15 protein-coding genes and 1 tRNA gene are annotated in these 17,004 nt (G+C 66.3%); 14 read left to right on the forward strand and 2 right to left on the reverse strand.

Annotated features, from left to right (window positions below):
- Positions 1-32 precede the first annotated feature (32 nt).
- Genes LGY53_RS12905 through LGY53_RS12945 form a run of 9 tightly spaced genes read left to right on the forward strand, consistent with a single transcriptional unit; the run spans position 33 to position 10,189 of the window.
- Entirely contained in the window at positions 33-1,862 is a 1,830-nt protein-coding gene (locus LGY53_RS12905; protein ID WP_225726921.1) for an acyl-CoA dehydrogenase, read from the forward strand.
- Between the two features lie 47 nt (positions 1,863-1,909).
- Positions 1,910-2,554: a hypothetical protein gene (locus tag LGY53_RS12910; RefSeq protein WP_225726922.1), complete on the forward strand. Its 645-nt coding sequence runs from the start codon at positions 1,910-1,912 to the stop codon at positions 2,552-2,554.
- Positions 2,541-4,268 carry a GH3 auxin-responsive promoter family protein gene (locus LGY53_RS12915; RefSeq protein WP_225726923.1) on the forward strand — a complete coding sequence of 576 codons (1,728 nt, stop codon included), beginning with the start codon at positions 2,541-2,543 and terminating at the stop codon, positions 4,266-4,268. The genes LGY53_RS12910 and LGY53_RS12915 overlap by 14 nt, the downstream gene beginning before the upstream one ends.
- The gene (locus LGY53_RS12920) at positions 4,265-5,125 is read left to right on the forward strand and encodes an SAM-dependent methyltransferase (protein ID WP_225726924.1); all 861 of its coding nucleotides are present in this window, start codon (positions 4,265-4,267) and stop codon (positions 5,123-5,125) included. The genes LGY53_RS12915 and LGY53_RS12920 overlap by 4 nt, the downstream gene beginning before the upstream one ends.
- Entirely contained in the window at positions 5,122-6,612 is a 1,491-nt protein-coding gene (locus tag LGY53_RS12925; protein WP_225726925.1) for an NAD(P)/FAD-dependent oxidoreductase, read from the forward strand. The genes LGY53_RS12920 and LGY53_RS12925 overlap by 4 nt, the downstream gene beginning before the upstream one ends.
- A gap of 2 nt (positions 6,613-6,614) precedes the next feature.
- Positions 6,615-7,778 carry a hypothetical protein gene (locus LGY53_RS12930; RefSeq protein ID WP_225726926.1) on the forward strand — a complete coding sequence of 388 codons (1,164 nt, stop codon included), beginning with the start codon at positions 6,615-6,617 and terminating at the stop codon, positions 7,776-7,778.
- Positions 7,775-8,539: a DUF6182 family protein gene (locus LGY53_RS12935; protein WP_225726927.1), complete on the forward strand. Its 765-nt coding sequence runs from the start codon at positions 7,775-7,777 to the stop codon at positions 8,537-8,539. The genes LGY53_RS12930 and LGY53_RS12935 overlap by 4 nt, the downstream gene beginning before the upstream one ends.
- The gene (locus tag LGY53_RS12940; protein WP_225726928.1) at positions 8,536-9,159 is read left to right on the forward strand and encodes a LysR substrate-binding domain-containing protein; all 624 of its coding nucleotides are present in this window, start codon (positions 8,536-8,538) and stop codon (positions 9,157-9,159) included. Before LGY53_RS12935 ends, LGY53_RS12940 begins: the two co-directional genes overlap by 4 nt.
- A 28-nt stretch (positions 9,160-9,187) precedes the next feature.
- Positions 9,188-10,189: a Gfo/Idh/MocA family protein gene (locus LGY53_RS12945; RefSeq protein ID WP_225726929.1), complete on the forward strand. Its 1,002-nt coding sequence runs from the start codon at positions 9,188-9,190 to the stop codon at positions 10,187-10,189.
- On the opposite strand, the gene LGY53_RS12950 is transcribed toward LGY53_RS12945, so the two are convergent.
- A complete protein-coding gene (locus LGY53_RS12950) occupies positions 10,159-10,770 on the reverse strand; it encodes a dTDP-4-dehydrorhamnose 3,5-epimerase family protein (RefSeq protein ID WP_225726930.1) in 612 nt (203 codons plus the stop codon). The two genes, LGY53_RS12945 and LGY53_RS12950, sit on opposite strands and share 31 nt — an antisense overlap.
- Before the next feature lie 207 nt (positions 10,771-10,977).
- Here LGY53_RS12950 and LGY53_RS12955 point away from each other — a divergent pair, with 207 nt between their 5' ends.
- From LGY53_RS12955 to LGY53_RS12965, 3 genes are all read left to right on the forward strand, one after another.
- Complete coding sequence (locus LGY53_RS12955) at positions 10,978-11,535, forward strand: flavin reductase family protein (protein ID WP_225726931.1); 558 nt, start codon at positions 10,978-10,980, stop codon at positions 11,533-11,535.
- Positions 11,536-11,586: 51 nt separating this feature from the next.
- Positions 11,587-12,627: a bifunctional lysylphosphatidylglycerol flippase/synthetase MprF gene (locus tag LGY53_RS12960; RefSeq protein ID WP_225726932.1), complete on the forward strand. Its 1,041-nt coding sequence runs from the start codon at positions 11,587-11,589 to the stop codon at positions 12,625-12,627.
- 177 nt (positions 12,628-12,804) lie between these two features.
- A tRNA-OTHER gene (locus tag LGY53_RS12965) sits at positions 12,805-12,893 on the forward strand.
- 110 nt (positions 12,894-13,003) lie between these two features.
- Here the strand turns inward: LGY53_RS12965 and LGY53_RS12970 are convergent.
- Complete coding sequence (locus LGY53_RS12970) at positions 13,004-13,549, reverse strand: GNAT family N-acetyltransferase (RefSeq protein WP_225726933.1); 546 nt, start codon at positions 13,547-13,549, stop codon at positions 13,004-13,006.
- A 295-nt stretch (positions 13,550-13,844) separates the two neighbouring features.
- Here LGY53_RS12970 and thrS point away from each other — a divergent pair, with 295 nt between their 5' ends.
- Together thrS and LGY53_RS12980 are read left to right on the forward strand one after the other, a co-directional pair.
- Positions 13,845-15,098, forward strand: a complete 1,254-nt coding sequence (thrS, locus tag LGY53_RS12975; protein WP_225726934.1) for a threonine--tRNA ligase — start codon at positions 13,845-13,847, stop codon at positions 15,096-15,098.
- A 71-nt stretch (positions 15,099-15,169) separates the two neighbouring features.
- Complete coding sequence (locus tag LGY53_RS12980) at positions 15,170-16,615, forward strand: DUF6301 family protein (RefSeq protein WP_225726935.1); 1,446 nt, start codon at positions 15,170-15,172, stop codon at positions 16,613-16,615.
- Positions 16,616-17,004 lie beyond the last annotated feature (389 nt).

Here is a 17,004-nt window from a genome sequence, read left to right on the forward strand (position 1 = left end):
CCGGCGGCGGCGCATTTCAGAGAGTTGGCAGCATGGGGCATTACATTGGCAACGTTCGCGACCTGGAGTTCAACCTGTTCGAGGTGCTCGGCCTCGGTTCGGTTCTCGACTCCGGCGCCTACGGTGAACTGGACTCCGCGACGGTCGGTGCGATGCTCGCCGAGGTGTGCCGCCTGGCCGAGGGTCCGCTGGGTGCGTCGTTCGCCGACGCGGACCGCAATCCGCCGGTGTTCGATGTGCGCACGCATGCCGTGACACTGCCCGACTCCTTCAAACAAAGCCACCGCACCCTCCGCGACGGCGGCTGGGGCCGGCTCTTCCTCGGGAAGGAACTCGGCGGTATCGATGCGCCGCGGGCGGTGCTGTGGGCGGTGGGGGAGCTGATCCTCGGCGCCCAACCCGCCGCGTTCTTCTACGAGATGGCGGGCGCGGGCTTCGCGAATATCTTCTACGGCAACGCAACCGAGGAGCAGCGGGGCTGGACGAGGATCGCCGTCGAGCAGGGTTGGGGCGCCACCATGGTGCTCACCGAGCCGGATGCCGGTTCGGATGTGGGTGCCGTTCGCACGCGGGCGGTGGCGCAGGCGGATGGCTCGTGGCATATCGAGGGTGTGAAGCGGTTCATCACCTCGGCCGATTCCGATGACCTGTTCCCGAACATCATGCATCTGGTGCTGGCCCGCCCCGAGGGCGCGGGCCCGGGCACCAAGGGCCTGTCGCTGTTCTTCGTGCCGAAGTTCCATTTCGATCACCGGACCGGTGAATTGGGTGAGCGCAACGGCGTTTTCGTCACCAACGTCGAGCACAAGATGGGTTTGAAGGTCTCGGCTACCTGCGAGGTCACCTTCGGCGGGCACGGTATCCCGGCCAAGGGCTGGCTGGTCGGCGAGGTGCACAACGGCATCGCGCAGATGTTCGAGGTCATCGAGCAGGCCAGGATGATGGTCGGCGTCAAGGCGGCCGCCACGCTGTCGACCGGATACCTGAATGCGTTGGCGTACGTACGAACTCGCGTTCAGGGCCACGACCTGACCAGTGGTATGGACGAGACGGCGCCCAGGGTCGCGGTGATCCGCCACCCGGATGTGCGTCGCTCGCTGACTATGCAGAAGGCATACGCCGAGGGCCTGCGCGCGGTGTACCTCTACACCGCCGCGCACCAGAACGCCGATGTGGCACAGCTGGTTTCGGGCGCCGATGCCGATCTGGCGGCGCGGGTCAACGATCTGCTGCTGCCGATCGTGAAGGGTGTCGGCTCCGAGCGGGCGTATCAGTACCTGACCGAATCCCTGCAAACCCTGGGTGGTTCGGGGTTCCTGCAGGACTACCCGATCGAGCAGTACATCCGCGACGCGAAGATCGACTCGCTCTACGAGGGCACCACCGCCATCCAGGCGCAGGACTTCTTCTTCCGCAAGATCGCCCGCGACCGCGGCGTCGCCCTGGCCCACGTGGCCGGGCAGGTGCAGAAGTTCATCGAATCCGAAGCGGGCAACGGGCGATTGAAGAATGAGCGGCAATTGCTGGCCACCGCGCTCCAGGACGTACAGGCCATGGTCGCCGGCCTGACCGGACACCTGATGGACGCCAAGCAGGATCCGAAGGAGCTGTACAAGGTCGGCCTGGGCTCGGTGCGGTTCCTGCTGGCCGTCGGCGACCTGCTCATCGGCTGGCGACTGCTCGTCGCCGCCGAGGTCGCCATCAAGGCCCTCGACAACGGCGCCACCGACGCGTTCTACGAAGGCAAAATCGTTGTCGCGCAATACTTCGCGCGCAATGTGCTGCCGGAACTGACCGCGGTGCGCACCGTACTGACCAATCTCGACAACGACATCATGGAGCTGGACGAGACCATTTTCTGAGGCTCGTTGCGCGGCATCGGATCCGACGGCGCGAATGGGGTGGGTAGATGATCGATTTCCGGGTTGTGCTCGGGCCGGATTACGCGGGCAAGTCGACGGCGCTTTCGGTGCTCGCCGCCGAATCCGGTTGGCGCGTCGTCTCGGTCGACGAACAATTCCTCGACGCGCGCCACCGCCTGCTGGCCACGCTGCGCCGTCACCTGGTCGACGATGTGCTCGCGGCCGAACCGGGAACGTATTCCCGGGAATTCGCCATCGGGCTGATGCAGTGCGCGGTCGTCTACCTGCGCGACCGGATCGCCGAGGTCGAGCCCGGGACGCGCGTACTCGTCGACTCGTACTACTACAAGATGCTTGCCAAATGGCGGGTCGTCGGGGTCGCCGACGATCACCCGCTGCTCGCCTGGTGGCGCTCGCTACCGCAGCCGCGTCAGGTGATCTACCTCGACGTCGATCCGGAGACAGCGTGGCATCGGTCCGGCCGCGGTACGCAGCTGAATCCGCTGGAGTACCACCGCGATTCGATACCCGACCACCGCTACTCCAGCTTCGTGTCGTATCAGCGCGCGCTGCGCGAGGCGATGTTCGACGAAATCGGCGCGCTCCCGGTGCATGTGGTGCGTCAGCGGTCCGGAATCGGGGCGACGGCCGCGGCGATACGAAAGGTGTTACGCGACAATGACGATTGCTGATCGGCTCGAATCCGGATTCTCCAGCGACCATATCGCCGCCTACCGTTCCCGGGTTTTCGCGGAGCGGGCCAAACTGCGCCGGGCATTCATCGAGGCCGATCTCTGGCCGGACCGGGTGCTGGCGGATCTGCTCGCCTGGAACGCGGACACCGAATACGGAAGGCTGTTCGAATTCGGGCGAATTCGCACCCTCGCGGACTTCCGCAGGGCGGTGCCGGTGCAGGACTACGCGGCATATGAGCCGTGGATCGAGCGCATGGCGGGCGGTGAGCACAACGTGCTCACCGCCGAAGATCCGGCGGTGTTCTTCACCAGCAGCGGAACCACCGGCAGCCGCAAGAAGATTCCGGTCACGCCGCGCTTCGTCCGGACCACCTTCCTGCCCTTCTTCTACGCCGCGTGGGCGCCGCTGGCCGAGCACTTCCCGGAGGTGCTGATCCGGGGCGACGCGGTGCTCAATCTCAAACACGATCCGCTGTCCGCACTTCCGATGACCGCCTCGGGCCTGCCGCACGTCGGTGCGAGCCAGGTGGATTTCGGTGCGCGGTTCGGTGAGCCGCTCTCGGCCGAACCCGGCACCCGGGCGCCGTGGAGCACGCTGCCGATCGCGGTGGACCCGGACGATCACCTGCGAAAGATGTACCTGCGCCTGCGAATAGCGGTCGAAAGCGATATCCGGTGCATCATCGGTATCAATCCGGCGATGGTCGCGGCCGTGCCCTATCAGCTGCGGATGTGGTGGCCGCGACTGGTCCGCGAGATCCACGACGGCACCATCGGCGGGGAGCCGTTCGGCGAGGGCAATCCGGAGCGGGCCCGCGAACTCGACCGGCTCGCCGACTGGTTCGGTGCGATCGAACCGGCGCACATCTGGCCGCGTCTACGGGTGATCTTCTGCTGGACAACGGGTTTGGCCGAACTGTATCTCCCCGCGCTGCGCGCCCGGTTCGGCCCGTCGGTGACGGTGCTGCCCGCACCGGTGGCCGCATCCGAGGGGCCGACCGGTGTCACGCTGGATCGGCATCCGCGCGCGGGCAGCCTGGTGGTCACCGCCGCGATCCACGAATTCGTGCCCGCCGACGAGGAGCTGACCCCGGATGTCGCGACCATCGGGGCGCGCGAACTCGATTGCGGCAGCGACTATCACGTCATCCTCAGCCATGTCGGCGGTCTTTACCGGTACAGCGCGGGGGATGTGGTTCGGGTGGTCGATCGGGTGGACGGAGTGCCGCGCGTCGAATACGCCGGACGCTCGGTGCGCTCCGATCAGGTGGGCGAGCGGCTGCGCGACGCCCAGGTGGTGCGCGCGCTCGCGACCGCACTGGCCGCGTGCGGGCTCTCGGTCACCAACGCCGCGTGCCGGGTGGATACCGGTCCGGCGCCTTTCTACCGGTTTGCCCTTGGCACGCACCAGGTTTGGAGCGCCGACGAACTGGCCAGGCTGACGAATCGGCTCGATGCCGAGCTCGCACACGAATCGTCGACCTATCTGGGCGCGCGATCCGGCGGGCGGCTGCGGCAGCCGACGGTGACGCCGATCGACCCCGACGCGTTCCTACAGGTCTGGCATGCGGATGTGGCTGCGGGCGTACGCCCGACCCAGGTGAAGGACCGGCTCTTCCGCCAGGACCCGTGGCAGTGGCAGCGCCTCACCGGGGCCGGTATCGAACCCGAAAGCGATGGGACACAGTTGATTTCGAGGAGCACCAGATGAGCAACCTGGACGCCGTCGAGCGCACGGCCTTCCTGACCGCCGCCCTGCGCGCCGCCGAAACCAGCAGCCCGGACCGGCTTTACCAGGACCCGTTCGCTGAAATGCTGGCCGGTGATATCGGTCCCGGCTTGCTGGCCGAGATCCGGGAGGTGACCTTCCCCGAGGGCCGCCCGCGCTCGGTGCCGAGTACGCCGGACTACAACGCCATCCGCACCCGATTCTTCGACGAGTGGCTGCTGACCGCGGCGGGGTCGCTGATGCCCGTTCAGATCGTCATCGCGCCCGCGGGTCTGGACTCCAGGGCGTTCCGCCTGCCGTGGCCCGCGGACGCCACGGTATTCGAGGTCGACAAGCCCGCCGTGCTGGCGGCCAAGGAGGAACTGCTCGGCGCCGCCGTCCCGCGAGTCGAGCGGCGCACCGTCGCCGTCGATATGGTCACCGCGGGCTGGACCGATGCGTTGATTGCGGCGGGCTACGATCCGCGGCGTCCGTCGGTGTGGTTGCTGGAGGGATTGCTCTACTACATTCCCGAGTCGGCGGTCCACCGCATCCTCGGCGCGGTGGCCGCGGCGACCGCGCCCGGCAGCCTGATCGCCGCGGATCTGATCAACGCCGACACGCTGGAACTCCCGAATATGCGTGATCTGCTCGACGTATTCGCCGGATGGGGCTGTCCGTGGGTGTTCGGCAGCAATACCCCCGAGGAATTGTTCGCCCGGCACGACATCACGGCCGAGGCGGTGCAACCCGGCGATCCGGGCGCCGATTTCGGCCGCTGGCCCGACCCGGTCCCGCCGCGTGAACGGACCGGTGTGCGGCGGGTGTTCTTCGTGCACGGCAGGCGCGATGCGGTATGACCGCCGATTCCGTTGGGACGCGGGGCACTTCGACGGTGGCGATCGTCGGCGGCAGCCTCGCCGGTTCGGCGGCCGCGCTCGCCATGGCCGAATACGGCCACCGGGTACTGCTGCTCGAGCGGGCCGCGCGGCCGGACGATGGGCCCGTACTCGAGGTCGGCAGCCGGTGGCGCCGTCCGACGGTGCCGCAGGCCGAACACTCGCACACCCTGACCTCGGCGGGCGTCGGTGTGCTCCGGACGCGGGCGGCCGCGCTGTGGCGCGACCTGCTCGCGGCGGGCGCCGTCCCGCTCGACCTGCTCGCCGCGCTGCCGCCGCACGCCAGCCACCGCGACCGCGAACCCGGTGACGACGCGCTCGTCGCGCTCGCCTGCCGCCGGATGACGCTGGATCTGGTGCTGTACCGGCGGGTTCGGGCGCTGCCCGGCGTCACCGTGCGGCACGGCGCCACCGTCCGCGGCATCACGGTGGACGGGGCGCGCCGCCGCGTCACCGGCGTCATCCTCGACGACGGCTCCCACCTCCCGGCGGATATCGTCCTCGACGCCACCGGCAGGCGTGGCGCCGCGCGAACCTGGTTGGCGGACGCGGGAATTCCGCTCGACCACGCGGATCTCATCGCGCCGACCGGTTTTCGCGGCTTCACCCGCTTCTACCGGCTGAAAGGTCCGAATTGGCCCGGTCCGCTGAACCGCGGCAACGCGGTCGGCGTCATCGCGGATCACTATGTGGCCGTTGTCCATCCGGGTGACAACTACACCTTCTCGGTCGTGCTCGCGGTGCTGCCGGAGGATACCGAGCTGCGCCATCTGCGCCATGAGCCCGCTTTCACCGCGGTGGCTCGTGCCGTCGCACCCATCGCGCCGTGGTTGGCCGAGGATATCGCCGAGCCGATCTCACCGGTGCGGGCGATTACCTGTCCGCCGAACGCTTTACGAGCCGCCGCAGTCGCCGAGCGGCCGCCGTTGGCCGGGCTGTATCCGGTGGGCGACGCCGCCTGCGTCACCAATCCGATGTACGGACGCGGGATGTCGCTGGCCTTCGTGCACGCGTACGCGCTCGCCGATCTCATCGCAGAGCGGCCGGATGTGGATCGGGAACAGTCCAGTGCCGCGGCACAATTGGCCGATCGGCTGCTGCGCCCGTGGTACGTGGACACCGCATGGTCCGACGCCGAGCGAATCGCGCAGTGGCAGCGCATTGTTCGCGCGGCTCCGCGCCCGGCGGCGGGAGGCGAGGCCGACACTGGACTCTCGCTGGCCGAAATCGCCGCCGCCGCACAGACAGACGGGCTGGTGTGGCGCGGACTGATCCGCTACCTGATGACACTGACACCGCGCCGCGACATCGTCGGCGATGCGGCGTTTCGGGACCGGGTGGGCCGATGCCGGATTCCGGACCCGCCGGGTCCCGGTGTCCCCGACCGGGATTCGATGATCCGCCTGGTGCACGACGCACTCGGCGCAACGAGTGGTCGATGGAAATGAAGATGTACGCACCCGTTCTGACCACAGAGCACCCGGCCGTCGCCGCCGTCGGCCGACGGCGGCGGGTACTGCTCGCCCCGGTGACCGTGACGCCGACCAAACCGCTCACCCCGAGTCATCTCAAGGGGCTGTTGTGGACCGATGTCATGTACCGTGCCACCGCACAGATCGCCGAGGTCGATTACCGCTACAGCCCGTCGGTCTATCACTCCACCGAGCAGACGCTCGGATTCTGGGAGTTCCTGGACCGGACATGCGGTGATATCGACTACGCGGCCATGCCGGAAACCGAGATCGGCGAGCTGTACGTCCGGTTCCGGGCGCTGCCGGAGCCGCCGTCGGCCGCCGCGCTACGCCCGTACCGCGAGGCCGCCGAATCGGGTTGGGCGCATCCGGCGTCGATCCGCCTGCTCGAACGGTGGTCGGGCCACTACGCGCGGCTCGGCATGCACGACCCGGGCCTGACCCGGCACCAACCGGCGAGGTTGAGCCAGGAGCTGATGATCGGCGCGCTGGACGCGCTCGGCATGTGCCTGGATCTGCGCGCACAGGGCGGCGCGGTCTGGGCCGACCCGACCCGGTTCGGCATGCCGCTGCGGCGGCTTGTCGCGGCGGACGGACGCCCCAATTATCTGGCCTGCGCGTTGCGCGAATTACTGCCGCTCGCACCCGATTACGACGAAATCGTGCTGCTCTGCGATACCGAGCTGGCAGCGGATTACGCACTGCTGCAACGGATCCTGCAATCGATGGGACCGACGGTGCATCGCGTCACCATCGGGCGGGTGCCGATCGACGGGCAGATCAGGTCGGCGCGCGCGGGTGACTGGCGCGAGGTGCACGCCGCCGCCCTGCTGGACCGGCTGTCCGCGCGCGACGACGCCGAGGTTCGCCTCGGGATGCGGCTGTATTTCATCGCGACCCTCGGGCCCGGTAGCGGTCAGTCCTTCCGGTGGGATCTGCTGACCACCTGCCTGGACCGCGCGCGCAGGCTGCTGTCCGGCGATCGCGCCGAAGATCCCGCAACGCCAGCCGAATTCGTCGCCGAGCAGCGGGCCGCGCGCGGGCAGGCGGCGTACGTCGACCCCTACCGGCTGACGTCGCGGCTATTGGCGCGATACCGGCCCGCGGCCCGGCGGTCCCTGCTGGAGGCGGTGTACCTGTGATTACGACACAACCCATCGGGATCCTGTCCCAGGGCGTGCTGCGCGCCGAGGCCGCGCGGCGGCTGCGGTCCGCGCGCCCGGATCTCGCCGACCGCTACGACCTGCACGATCCAGTTCACCTGCGGGCCGCGTACCAGACCGCCGCGGCGGGCGACGCCCTGTCGGCCGTTGTGGTGTTGCGCCGGTTCGACCCGGCCGCGTGGCTGGCAGGCACCTGCGCATTCGCATTCGGTCTCGATCCGGAGCTCGCGGCGCGGTGGCGCGCAGGCCTCACCCGTACCGTCTTCCTGTCCGGAAATCCCCGGAATCTGGTGCACCGCTTCGGCTTCGACCACATCGCCGCCGACGAATCGATGGCGTGGCTGGCGCCCGCGCCGCCCGCGGCGACGATGGCGCTGCGGCGGTTGCTCACCGGATTCGACGGTGCGGTCGAATTACTTTCTTCCCCTTCGCTATCCGTCGTCGTGCCAGGACGTGCCCGCACCGGCAGACGGTACGACGCATACCTCGCCACCGCGGGCATGCGTCTGATCGACGGCCTCATCGCACTCAATCACCTTCTCGCCGAGGCAATTTCGGATGGGGTCCTGCTGCCCGGCGATAGGCTGTCGCTGCACCGGACACCGTCGCTGGCCGGAATGCCGGGTCCGTTCACCGCGATCCGAGTGCTGCCCGACGCCGACGATCCCGGCCGATTGCGAGCACAGGCATGTCTGACCGGACCGGTCGTCGCCGAACTCGGATATGGTGAAAACCCGTGACACACCGGCCCATCCGCTTCGGTTTCCACGGATCCGGAGTGCTCGCACAGCGCATCATCGCGGCGGCGGGCCACGACCCGGCCCGCTTCGAACTCTCCCAGTACGATCCGTCCGACCCGTTCCGCCGCCTGCGCCGCGGCGAGCTCGATGTCATGATCGTCAAATTCACCGTCGCCGAACCGGATCTCGATATCGGCCCGGTACTCGCGACCGATGCCAGGGCCGCCGTGCTGTCCGCCCGGCACCCGTTGGCGGGCCGGGCCGACCTGTCCATCGAGGACGTCGCCGGATATCCGCTCTTCCAGCGGCCCGGCGCCATGCCGGAATCCGTCTGGGATCAGGTCGTGCCGCGGACAACGCCATCGGGCCGGGCGCTGCGCCGGGCGTATCGCGCCGAATCCGTCAGGGAGATGCTGGAATTGGTCGCGCGCACCGAGGCGTTGCACCTATCGGTCGCCTCGCTGGCCGATATCGCGCCGCCCGCCATCCGCGTCATCCCGATCCACGACCTGCCGCCCGCCCCGGTCGCGCTGGCCTGGCGCAGGCATATGGTGACCTCACAACTACGGGATTTTCTCGCGGCGACCAGACCCGTCGAGTCATGTCGCGCAGAACTATAGTCCGGCGAAAATCTGAAAAGGGTGACTTGTGCGAACCATCGATACCCCCGTTACCGATCCGGTGACATTCGGCGTGCTCGGATGCGCGGATATCGCTTGGCGGCGGACCATTCCGGCAATGCTGGCCGAGCCGCGTATCCGCCTCGTCGCGGTGGCCAGCCGCACGGCGGAACGAGCGGGCCGATTCGCCGATCGGTTCGGCTGCGCCGCCGTCACCGGCTACCAAGAATTGCTGGAGCGGCCGGATATCGAGGCGATCTACCTGCCGCTGCCGGAGATGCTGCACGCCCGCTGGATCGAATCCGCGCTCGCGGCAGGCAAACACGTCTTCGCCGAGAAACCCATGACCACCGACGCTCGAAGCACCGCGGATCTACTGCGACTGGCGGACAAAGCGGGGCTGGTGCTGCTGGAAAATTACGCCTACCTGCACCATCCACAGCATGCGGAGGTGCGCCGATTGCTCGATGACGGTGTCCTCGGTGACTTGCGCGGCATGTCGGCCGCCTTCACCATTCCACCGAAGCCGGATACCGATATCCGGTATCGTCCGGATCTCTCCGGTGGCGCGTTCCGCGATATCGGCGCCTATCCGATCGGGGCGGCACTGCATTTCCTCGGCCCGGACCTGGAGATCGCCGGAGCCGTATTACGGCACGAGCGAAACCGGGATATCACCCTCGGCGGCAGCGTGCTGCTGCACACCCCGGCGGGTGTCACCGTTCAGGCCACCTTCGGTATGGAGCATGCCTACCGTGCCGAATACGAATTGTTCGGAAGCGCCGGATCGTTGCGGCTCGACCGCGCCTACACACCACCGGAAACCTGGCAACCGGTGATCCGGATGCGCCGCCAGGATCACGATGAGGAGTTCACCCTGCCCGCCGCTCACCAATTCGCCGAAGCCGTAAGGTATTTCGCGCGTGCCGTGCGGGGTGAGGTCGACACCGAACCGTATCGCGCGTTCACGATGCGGCTGGCGCGCCTACTCGACGACATTTACGAGCGGGCGCATCGCATCTCATGCTGATAGGCGGCCAGACACTGCTGATAAGTGGGTAGCAGTCCGGCCGCGGCGGCCGCGTGCAAAGTCGGCGCGGCCGCGTCCTTATCCGAGCGGATCGGTTCCTCCGTCAAATTCCACGGCAGGCCGAGCTCCGGATCCAGCGCATCGATATCGATCATCGTGCCCGGCACGTATTCCGTCGAACAGAGATAGCTCATACAGACGTCATCGGTGAGCGCCAGGAAGGCGTGCCCCAACCCATCGGACAGGTACACCCCTATCCCGGATTCCGCGTCCTGGTAGGTCGTGTCGAATTCGCCGAAGGTCGGGGAGCCGACCCGCAGATCGACGACGATATCCAGCGCCGCGCCGCGCACGCAGGTGACCAGCTTCGCCTGGCCGGGCGGCAATGCGGTGCCGTGAATGCCACGCAGCGTATTGCGGTGCGAAACCGAATAATTCACCTGTGCCACGGTGAAGGGGTGGCCGATCGCCTCGGACAGCGTCTCGGCCCGCACCGCCTCGTGAAATGTGCCGCGCCGATCCGGAATTTTCTCGGGCCGGATCCGGTACGCGTGCGAGATGGTCATGGGGCTGATTTCCATGCCGTGCCTACTTCCGCTCCGGTCACGCGGCCGGACGACTGCGGAAATCCGCACCTGTCGCGGCGTTCCGCTGGTGCCACTCGGCTTCCCGACGGTCCGATGACCTCGGAATCGCACCAGTGAGCCTATCGTGGTCGACCCGAAGTCACGACCAATTGCCGGACCGGTCCCGTCCGCCTAAATTTGCGGTGAACGTAAGGACATCGTATGAACGTGCCGTCACAACAACTTTCGGCAATCGCACCGGATATCGGCGCGGCCGGAAACGTTGATATCGGTGATGCGCTGTTTCGCGCCTACTGCCGGAAGCTTTCGTCCGGGGTAACCCTGGTGACCTCGAACGGTGCCGCCGGTTGGGCCGGCACCACGGTGAGTTCGGTGACGAGCGTTTCGGTGACGCCGCCGATCGTGCTGTGCTGTATGTCGCTCACATCGAGCACCGTGGCGGCGATCCGGCATTCGCGGCGCTTCGCGGTGAATCTGCTCGCCGCCGATCAATCGGAAATTGCGGACCGGTTCGCCCGTCCCGCCGGTGAGACGGCCAGATTCGCCGGACTCGACGGCCGGTTCCGGGAGTCGCATGGCGCGCCGGTATTGGAAAACGCGCTGGCGGTCGGCTGGTGCGAAGTGCACGCGCTACACGAAATCGGGGACCGAATGGTGGTTTACGGCCATTTGTTCGCCGCGGAGGTCGGTGCGGGCGCACCGCTGATCTGGCATGACCGCGCCTATCGGGAAATCGCCGCCGTCGGCGGTGCCCGATGAGCGATAATTCGGCAATATCCGGGAGGATTCGATGAAATCGGCGGTAGTGTGATGGCGCGGCCGATCGACACCGGCAACCGCCGGGTGAATGAGCAAGGTGACTGGCCGCGCACCGCGGACGGCGTCGCTCCCGCGCATGTTCTGGAGCGTTTCTCGGATAACCCGAGCGCATTCCTGGCGCTGAATGTCGAAAACGAATTGTTCACGGCATCCGGTATCGACGGCTTCATCTGTTACCGCGGTATCGGCAGATCATGGATCCAGTTCGGCGGCGCATTCGCCGATCGGGATCAGCAGCGGGAGCTGTTGGAGCGGTTCCGTTTCAGCGCGAAGAAGGCGCGTCGTCGATTGCTGGCGGTCCAGTTGCAGCATGCGGATGCGCAGGTGTACACCGAGGCCGGTTGGTCGGTGAACCAACTCGGTGCCTCCTACGCCGTCGAACTCGAGCAGATGAAGTTGCGCGGTAAGAAGTTCGTCCGGCTGCGGAACAAAATCTCTCGCGCACGGCGGGCCGGATTGCAGGTCAGCGAGGTATCGGCGGATGAGCATGCCGACGCGATCGCGACGATCGACCGATCGTGGCTGAGCGGTAAGGGCAGCCACGTCAAGGAACTCGAGTTCCTGGTCGGCGAGATCGGCGGGCCGTATCAGCCGTTGCGGCGATTCTTCCTCGGCACCATCGACGATCGCCCGATCGGATATATCTCGTATTCGCCGGTCTACGGCCAGCGGCCCGGTTGGCTGCACGATCTCACTCGCCGGGTGAGCGACGCGCCACCCGGCGTGATGGAAACCATCAATGTCGACGCCTGTCAGAAATTCAAGAAGGACGGCGCGACCTGGCTGCATTTCGGCTTCACCCCGTTCACCGGGTTGAACGAAGAGCACGAAATGCCCTCGGCCCGTCGCTCAATGAGCCTGTTCGTACACGGCTTGGCCAAATACGGCGATAAGATCTACCCGGCCCGCAGCCAATTGGACTACAAACTCAAGTGGGAACCGACGGTCATCCTCCCGGAATATATCGCCTTCCCAGGAAGACCATCACTGAGGTCGGTCGTAAACCTGTTCCGAGTCACCAACAGCATCTGACCGTAATCGCCGAAGGATTCTCGAAGTGTGCCCTCACGACAGAACAACCATGAGTATTATTTTCGAAACCATCCGTGTCGCACGCACCTTTCTGCCCGAAATGAACTGTGACGCAGGCCACATAAAATACCCTCTTTCTTCAAACCGCCGAACCTGATACTATTTAATCAACAACATGGAGGGGAAATCCGATGCGGTTTCGGTACCTGTGATTTTTCACAGGCTGGGTTTCACCACCCACGCAGGTTCGAATCCTGCCCCCTCCGCTCATGAATAGAAAGGCTGGGACTGGTAACAGTCCCAGCCTTTCTTATTCCCGCTCCGGCGGAGGGCGGACATTCATTCCGACTCGCGGAACTGTCCGCCCATTCCGCCGCTACGCCGACGACCGATCGAGTTCGCGTGTCATCCAGATCGAGTCGCCACGAACGGGATCCGGGGTGACGCGTCCGCTGTCGTAGAAGCCGAGCTTCTCCAGTACACGGAAGGAGGCGGTGTTCCATTCCCGCACCGTCGCCCACAACCGCTGCCGCCCCGTGTGTGCGGCCGCCTCGACGACGGCCCGGCCCGCCTCGGTGGCGTACCCGTAACCGTGAGCCCGCCGAGCGAGCTCGAACGCGATTTCCGGTTCGTCGTAGGACCCCTGGCCGACGATCAGTCCGCAATAGCCGATGAACTCGCCGTTGTCCCTGCGCTCGATAGGAAGCAGCCCGAGCCCGTGCTCCGCGCCGGGAGGGTTGGTCAGCAACCGGCCGCGTACCTCCTCGACCGTCGGGCGCCCGGCCGCGTCGAAGCTGCGGACGGAGCGCGCATCTCGCTCTGTCCACAGCGCATGGTATGCCTCCGCATCCGATGGAAGCCATGCCCGCAACCGGAGTCGCTCGGTCAAAAGACTTGCCGGGAACTCCGCATAGGCTTTCACGTCCCCAATCTACTTGACGCGCAACATAATCAGCATGATCGTGCGTTCGGCCGAAGCCAGATGGCCTGGCCCCGTTGATCATCCGGAGTCTCGCGCCGGTTCAGTCAGAGCGATGAGCGGTGCCGGAAGTTCGGATGCAACGTTTGCGGTCAGACAATGTTGTTGTTTCGTAGAGCGCAACGGGTGTAGCGTCCTGGGCGTGCAGCGCGCTGAGTTCACCACGACGCCGGACGACGTCCCGGCGCGCTGAACCCTGTTCTGAAGGAAGCCCCGGGCGGATGCCCGGGGCTTTTCCATGTGGTCATCCGCCCTCGACTGGGAGGACACCCACATGTACGACCACCGGAAGCTGGGCCGGGAGCTCGGCTTGTTCGACACCGACCCGCTGATCGGGGCCGGATTGCCGTACTGGCTACCCGACGGAGCCATCGTGCGCCACAGCCTCGAGGAATACATACGTACCGCGGAACGACAAGCGGGCTACCAGCACGTGTACTCGCCGGTGCTCGCCAAACGGGAACTGTACGAAATCTCCGGGCACTGGTCGCATTACAGCGACGAGATGTACCCACCGATGGACATCGGCGGCGAGCAGGTGGTGCTGCGACCCAGCCTGTGTCCGCATCATGCGGTGATGTACCGATCCCGCTCGCACAGCTACCGCGAACTTCCGCTGCGGATGGCCGAGCTCGGCGCGATGCACCGATCCGAATTATCCGGAGTGCTGGGCGGTTTGACCCGAGTGCGGTGTATCCAGCTCAACGACGCACACATCTTCTGCACCCTGGACCAGGTCGCCGACGAAGCAGCCAACGCATTGGCGCTGATCGGCGAAGCGTATCGAGCCATGGGGATCAGCGCCGCCCGCTACCGGCTGTCGCTGCCCGGCAGCGGCGGGAAATATGTTGCGGCACAGGATATGTGGCAGCGGGCGAGCAAGGTGTTGAGCGAGGTGCTCGACCGGTCCGGAGTAGCCTACGAGGCAGTCGAGGGAGAGGCCGCGTTCTACGGCCCGAAGATCGACATCCAAGTGGCCGATCACGCAGGCCGCGAATCCACCTTGTCCACCGTACAGGTCGACTTCTATCAACCCGAACAATTCGACCTGCACTACATCGGCGCCGACGGCGGTAAGCATCGTCCGGTCATGGTGCACCGCAGCATCATCGGCAGCATCGAACGCGCCGTCGCCCACCTGATCGAACACCACGGCGGCGCCTTCCCCGCCTGGCTGGCCCCGGTACAGATCGCCGTGCTGCCGATATCAGAGGCCGAGGAACCCGCCGCACACCGGCTTCGCGACCGCTGCCTCGCCGTCGGCCTACGCGCACAGCTGATCGGCGCCGAATCCGGAAGCCTCGCGGCACGCGTCCGCGAAACCCGGCTGGTGCCCTACCATTTCATCCTCGGCCCGACCGAGACCGCCAACGGCGATGTGGCCCTGCGACTGCGAGACGGACGCCGCCTACCAGCCCAACCCATCGACAACGCAGTCACCCGTATCCGAGCACTCGTCGAGGGACACGACACCCGCTTGTGGACCGACTGAACTTTCACCTTCGGTGCAGACCGCGCATCCGACTGAGCCACAGCGGAATCCGAGAGAGTTAGGCTTGCGTTGTGCGAGAGACGGTGCGGGTGGATCGCTCGGGCGCGGTCGAGATAGCCAAAGCCGCAATGGAATTCGATTGGACGTGGACGCGGTCCGATCTTGCGGACTTCATCGTCCGGGTCGGTTGGAGCGACCCGCTGCCATCGAATTCGACTGCGAGTGCGTTCGAGTCGTGGACCGGTCTCGATGTCGAGTCGCCGCTGGCGAGGTTTTCCGGGGACGACCAGCGGATCGATCACATCGTCGTCACGGTCGCGGACACGGGTGAGGGCGACGGTCGGGATGTCGGGCCGGATTTGGCCGTTGCCCTGCAGCAGGTTTCGACCGGGCTGTGGAGTTTGTGGGGCGAACCCACCGGCGTCCGGGTATCCGACGAGTCCGGGTTCAGCTGGACATTTCCGAACCTCGTCGTCGGATTGACCCTGGGGGCGCGCTCGGTCGACCTGTGGCTGATCTGCCCGGCCGCGCAGGAACGGATCATCGAGTATGAGCGCCACGCCGTCACCACGTTCGCCGCTTCCACCTCCTGGCAGACCTGCGCCGCCGCGATTGCGGTTCTGGCACAGGCAGATCCGGGTACCTGGTCGGCTGACGATGTCGATGATGTCTTCACCGAGCTCGGATGGACAGGCACGCGGGCGGACGAATTCGGTGTCCGGACTGCGGAGTCCGGCGCAATATCGGTCGACGCGACCCCCAGCACGCCATATCAACGCCGATTCGGTTTCGGCGATTTCCGGAACCTGAGATTGCGGAATCGCCTGCCGCAGAAGATGATCGACATTGCCTACACCGCGGCGCTGGAGATCTGCATCCGGTTGCTGGGCACACCGTCGCTGGTCGGCGGCCCGGACGCGTTCACCACCTGGCGGCGCACAGCCAACACGTTGACACTGTCGCGAAGCCAGGCATGGGTGATGTTCGAGGTCCGGCCGACCGAGGCGACAGAGAACGAGGATGCCTCGGACTGCGAATGGGATGACGGTTGGGAGCCTGCGCAGTATTGGAGCGTCCGCCCCGACGTCACAATCGGTCGCGACGATATCGACGGTATGTGGCACGCTCCCACGCCGACAGTCACCGAATGGGACAGCTTCGACTCGAACCTGTCACGTCTGTTCGCCTCTATCGGCGCGGACCTGCCGCTGCTGAGCCGGTTCACGAACACGATCGTGTGGGTGATCATGGCCGAGGGCATAACCGGCTTCGTCGCCCAAGGCTGGTTCTCCGCTCGACGCAACCGGGTCGAGGTCATCGAGCACGGCGACATCGTGTTCCGCGACTATCCACCGGGCCGCGCCGGCACAGAGCAAATCGCCGAGATCACGATGGCCGCCGTCCGAACAGCGGCCGATTCACCCAGACAGCTGCGGTATTACGCGTTCGCAACGAAAAACCCCCAGCACCTGTGGACCTTCCGGCTCGGGATCACCGAAAGCCCAGACGAGCAGTGACCATCGGCATCAGGGCTCAATGACATCACCACACCGTCGATCCGCCCCAGTCCGATCGACGGCGCCAGAGAAGAGGAAAAGGAAAGAGATTGTGTTGAGCGCGCTCTGGACCGCCGATGCCGTACACAGGGTCCGCCGCCTTACCGGTGCGCCGGTCGACCCGGTCAGGGTGTCCTGGATATAGACACCGAGGTTCTCGCGGGGACACCTGTGTTTAGCCACCCCCACCCTCGGGTAACTACCCTCGCGAGGTACATCGACCCACGGCCCCATCCATACCACCGGAGCCCAGCAACCCTACAGACCACCACAACAAACGCGCCCACTCACCCACCCAACGCAACCACAACCAGCGGGGGTCCGGGGGCGCAGCCCGCCGGGCGGGGCGT

The sequence above is a fragment of the Nocardia sp. JCM 34519.1 genome, assembly GCF_020361265.1.
GTDB lineage: Bacteria > Actinomycetota > Actinomycetes > Mycobacteriales > Mycobacteriaceae > Nocardia > Nocardia arthritidis_A.